This window comes from Stenotrophomonas sp. HMSC10F07 (genome assembly GCF_001807895.1).
Taxonomy (GTDB): Bacteria; Pseudomonadota; Gammaproteobacteria; order Xanthomonadales; family Xanthomonadaceae; genus Stenotrophomonas; species Stenotrophomonas sepilia.
Window position 1 is genome coordinate 1 of the sequence record NZ_KV791334.1, and the last position, 3,937, is coordinate 3,937.

The window sequence follows — 3,937 nt, forward strand, 5'->3', positions numbered from 1 at the left end:
AAAACCCCGCTGCTGACGCAGCGGGGTTTTTCTTATTAAGTGAAGGCATTGCTTTTCTGGATACCTTCCGCCCAAGGGCAAGATCGCGAAGCTGGCGCTGCAAGCGCTGCTGCAACCGTCTCCCTGGTGAAATTAGCGCTGTGGAACCACCCGATCCCATCCCGAACTCGGAAGTGAAACGCAGCTGCGCCGATGGTAGTGTGGCTCAAGCCATGCGAGAGTAGGTCATCGCCAGGGTTTACACCCAAAACCCCGCTGCTCGCGCAGCGGGGTTTTTCTTTGGGCGCAGTAATACAGGTAGTGCCAGCCGCTGGCCGGCAACCCGACGGCGTTACATCGCCCGCTAGATCCACGCCATGCGTGGATGCCCTCTGCGAGGAAGCATGGCGCCAACCAAGATTGGCCGCTACCAATCGATTGCCGGCCAGAGGCCGGCACTACCGGCAGATCCACACCAGTCGTGGATCTGCCGCCGATGGTACGCAAAAGAAAAGCGGCGCCCCGTGGGGCGCCGCTCTGCTCTCAACAGTGCTCAGTCGAGCATGGCCCGACTTTACTTGGCCGAAGCCTTGTCCTTCATCATCGCGTCGCGGGCCGCCTTGAACGGGTTGCCTGCATACCAGTTCGGCCAACGATCACCACCGGCCAGTTCCTTGCCCACGCCGTACATCAGCTGCAGGTCTTCAACGGTGCCGTCCAGTTTCCAGGTGGCCGCGTCGAACTCGTCCTTCGGGCCATGGTAGCGGTTGGCGCCGTAGTCCGCCGCGGCCTTGCGGCCCGCTTCCACGCCACCCTCGCGCAGGTCCTCGCCGCCATCGGCGTACAGGGCCGGCACACCGGCCTTGGCGAAGTTGAAGTGATCCGAGCGGAAGTAGAAGCCGCTTTGCACCGAGGTCTCACCGTGCAGCGTACGGTCCTGAGCGGCGGCCAACGGCTTGAGGATGTCCTCCAGCTCCGAGCTGCCGAAGCCGGTGACGGTCACGTCCTTGGCACGGCCGGCCACCGACATCGCATCGATGTTGATCACACCGGCGATCTTGTCCAGCGGGAAGGTCGGATGGGCGACGTAATACTTCGAACCCAGCAGGCCGGATTCTTCCAGGGTCACGGCCAGGAACACCACCGAACGCTCCGGCTTCGGGTCCTGGTGCGCCATGGCTTCGGCCACTTCGAGAATGCCGGCCACGCCGGTCGCGTTGTCGACGGCGCCGTTGTAGATGTTGTCGCCGCTTTCACCCTCATGCTTGCCCAGGTGGTCCCAGTGCGCCATGTACAGCACGGCCTCGTCGGCACGCTTGCTGCCCGGCAGCACGCCGACCACGTTGCGGGACTGCTTCTGTGCGATCTGGCTTTTCAGGTCGACCGCTGCGGTGGCCTTCAGCGGAACCGGCTTGAAGCCGCGCTTGCTGGCATCCTTGTAGGCCTGCGCCAGGTCCAGGCCGGCACCGGCAAACAGGGCCTTGGCCGCCTCGGCGCTCAGCCAGCCCTGCACTGGAATGCGGGCTTCCGGGTCATCCTTGGCCGGCAGGTCGTATTGCGGGCCCGCCCAGGAGTTCTTCACCACGTCCCAGCCGTAGGATGCGCCGGCCGTGTCGTGCACGATCAGTGCAGCAGCGGCGCCCTTGCGCGCGGCCTCCTCGAACTTGTAGGTCCAGCGCCCGTAGTAGGTCATGCGCTTGCCGTCGAACAGCTTCTCGTCGTCGACATGGAAGCCCGGGTCGTTGACGAACATGACGACCGTCTTGCCCTTCCAGTCCTGGCCGGCGTAATCGTTCCACTTCTGCTCCGGTGCATCGACGCCGTAGCCGACGAACACCAGGTCGCTGGCATCGACCTTCACCTCGGCCTGGCCGGTACGGGTACCCACCACCATGTCGGTGCCGAACTTCAGCTCGGTGGTCTTGCCGCCCTGGGTGATCTTCAGCACGGTCGATTCGTCGGCCGTGGTCTCGGTCATCGGCACATCCTGGAACCAGCTGTCGCCGTTGCCGGGCTGCAGGCCGATGCGCTGCATCTGGTCGCGGATGTAGTTGACCGTCAGCTCTTCACCCTTGCTGCCCGGGGCGCGGCCTTCGAACTCATCAGAGGCCAGCGTCTTGACCATCTCGGCGAAGTCGCCGGCATTGATCTCCGGGGAGAACGCATGGGCGGCCGGCTTCGCCGCAGCGGTGTCGGTGGCCGGCGCGGCGGCGGGCGTGTTTTCGCCTTTGCAGGCACTGAGCGCGGCCGCGGCGGCCAGGCACAGGAGGAGTTTGCGGGGCATCGTCGATTCCTGGAGAACAAAGGGCGGCCGCACCTGATGCGCGACCGGTAACAGTGAGTATCACCGAACCGGCAGGTCCGGCGGGTTCAGTCCGCCGGGGCGGTTTCGGTGTCGAACGGAATTGGCTCGGCGCCGGTCACCGGGCCGATGCGAGCGGAGCGATGCACGTACAGCACCACTTCGCGCTCGAACTGCAGGGGGCCGTTGACCACCGCATTCGGGCCGATGATCACGCGCGGCTTGCGGCTGGCGGTCAGCGAGACACTGAAGTTCGGCTTGCGCACATGCACACCGCCGTTGACCTGCGAACCGATACCGACGGTGATGTCACCATTGACGGTCTCCACGTCCTTGCCGACGCGGCTCTCGACCAGGCCGATGCCGCCGTTCACGGTCTCGACGCCGCCTTCGATCTGGCTGCCGCGATCAGTGAAGATGCTGCCGTTGACGGTGCTGACGCCGCCACTGGCGATCACTTCACGACCCAGGCGCACACCGCCGTTGACCGTTTCGATCTTGCCGGTGCGCGCGCGGTCGGCGACCTTCACCCCGCCGTTGACGGTGTCGATGCTGCCGGTCTCGACGCCTTCGCCGACGCGGATGCCGCCGTTGACGGTGTCGAGCTTGCCGTAGCGTTGACCGGGTTCGGCGCTGATGCTGCCGTTGACCTTGCTGATGTTCTCCTGCGCACAGACCGGCCCGGTGGCCAGCAGTACGCCCAACAGCAGCGGAATGGAAAGAGTTTTCATGGCGACCTCGATGGATGTGCGGCTGGCAGGCCGCGTGCGGAGATGTCACCATTCCCCGGTAGCCCCCGCAACTGCCTGAAGTCACTGGAAAGCCCTTGCGCGACAACGCCTTCCCATCACGCCGACATCACATCGCCGCTGCCCGCGGCGGTCGCTGCCTGCTGCTGGGGCTGGCGTTGGCGCTGGCCCTGCCGCTGCCCAGCGGTGCGCAGACCACCCGCGAGACCGAGCGCAAGCTGCAGAAACTGCGAACCGAACTGAAGGGCGTGGCGCAGGAGCGACGGCAGATCGAGGGACAGCGCGGGCAGGCATCGCAACAACTGCGCGAGGCCGACGAGAAGGTAGCCCGCACCGGCCGTGCCCTTGCGCAGACGGAAGCCGCGCTGCGCGAGCAGGGCCGCGCCCTTGCCGAAGCCGAGCAGCGCCGCAGCACGCTGCAGGGCAACCTGGCCCAGCAGCACCGCGAACTGGCCGGGCTGTTGCGCGCGGCATATCAGCTGGGCAACCACGCACCGCTGAAGCTGCTGCTGTCGCAGGACACGGTGGCTGATGCCAACCGCGCCCTGGCCTACCATCGCTACCTGCAGCGCGAGCGTGCGCAGCGGATCACCACGCTGACCGCCGACCTGAAGGAGCTGGAAGCGCTTCAGGCGCAGATCGCCGAGCGCAAGCAGAAGCTGCAGGGGACGCAGCAGGACCAGAAACAGCAGGCAGCCGCCCTGGAAGCGGACCGCCGCGATCGCGCAAAGACCGTTGCCTCGCTGGAAGAGCGCTTCAAGGACCAGCGTGAGAAGGAACAGGCACTGGGCCAGGACGCCAAGGCACTGGAAACGCTGCTGGCCAACCTGCGTGCCGCTGCCGCGCGGGCCGAAGCCGAGCGGCGCGCCGCTGCACGCCGGGCCGCCGCCGAGAAAGCCGCTGCCGA

At 66.1% G+C, this 3,937-nt stretch carries 2 protein-coding genes, 1 rRNA gene and 1 pseudogene; 2 read left to right on the forward strand and 2 right to left on the reverse strand.

The features are described 5' to 3' along the window. The first annotated feature begins 122 nt into the window (after nucleotides 1-122). Nucleotides 123-237 (forward strand): 5S ribosomal RNA (gene rrf / locus HMPREF3114_RS02900). A 316-nt stretch (nucleotides 238-553) separates the two neighbouring features. On the opposite strand, the gene HMPREF3114_RS02905 is transcribed toward rrf, so the two are convergent. Together HMPREF3114_RS02905 and HMPREF3114_RS02910 are read right to left on the reverse strand one after the other, a co-directional pair. Beyond that, entirely contained in the window at nucleotides 554-2,263 is a 1,710-nt protein-coding gene (locus HMPREF3114_RS02905) for a M28 family metallopeptidase (protein ID WP_053498730.1), read from the reverse strand. 86 nt (nucleotides 2,264-2,349) lie between these two features. Continuing rightward, on the reverse strand, nucleotides 2,350-3,012 hold the full coding sequence (locus HMPREF3114_RS02910; protein WP_005414989.1) for a DUF4097 family beta strand repeat-containing protein: 663 nt from the start codon (nucleotides 3,010-3,012) through the stop codon (nucleotides 2,350-2,352). A gap of 95 nt (nucleotides 3,013-3,107) precedes the next feature. Here HMPREF3114_RS02910 and HMPREF3114_RS02915 point away from each other — a divergent pair. Continuing rightward, nucleotides 3,108-3,937, forward strand: a pseudogene (locus tag HMPREF3114_RS02915) (peptidase M23); the annotation flags it as partial.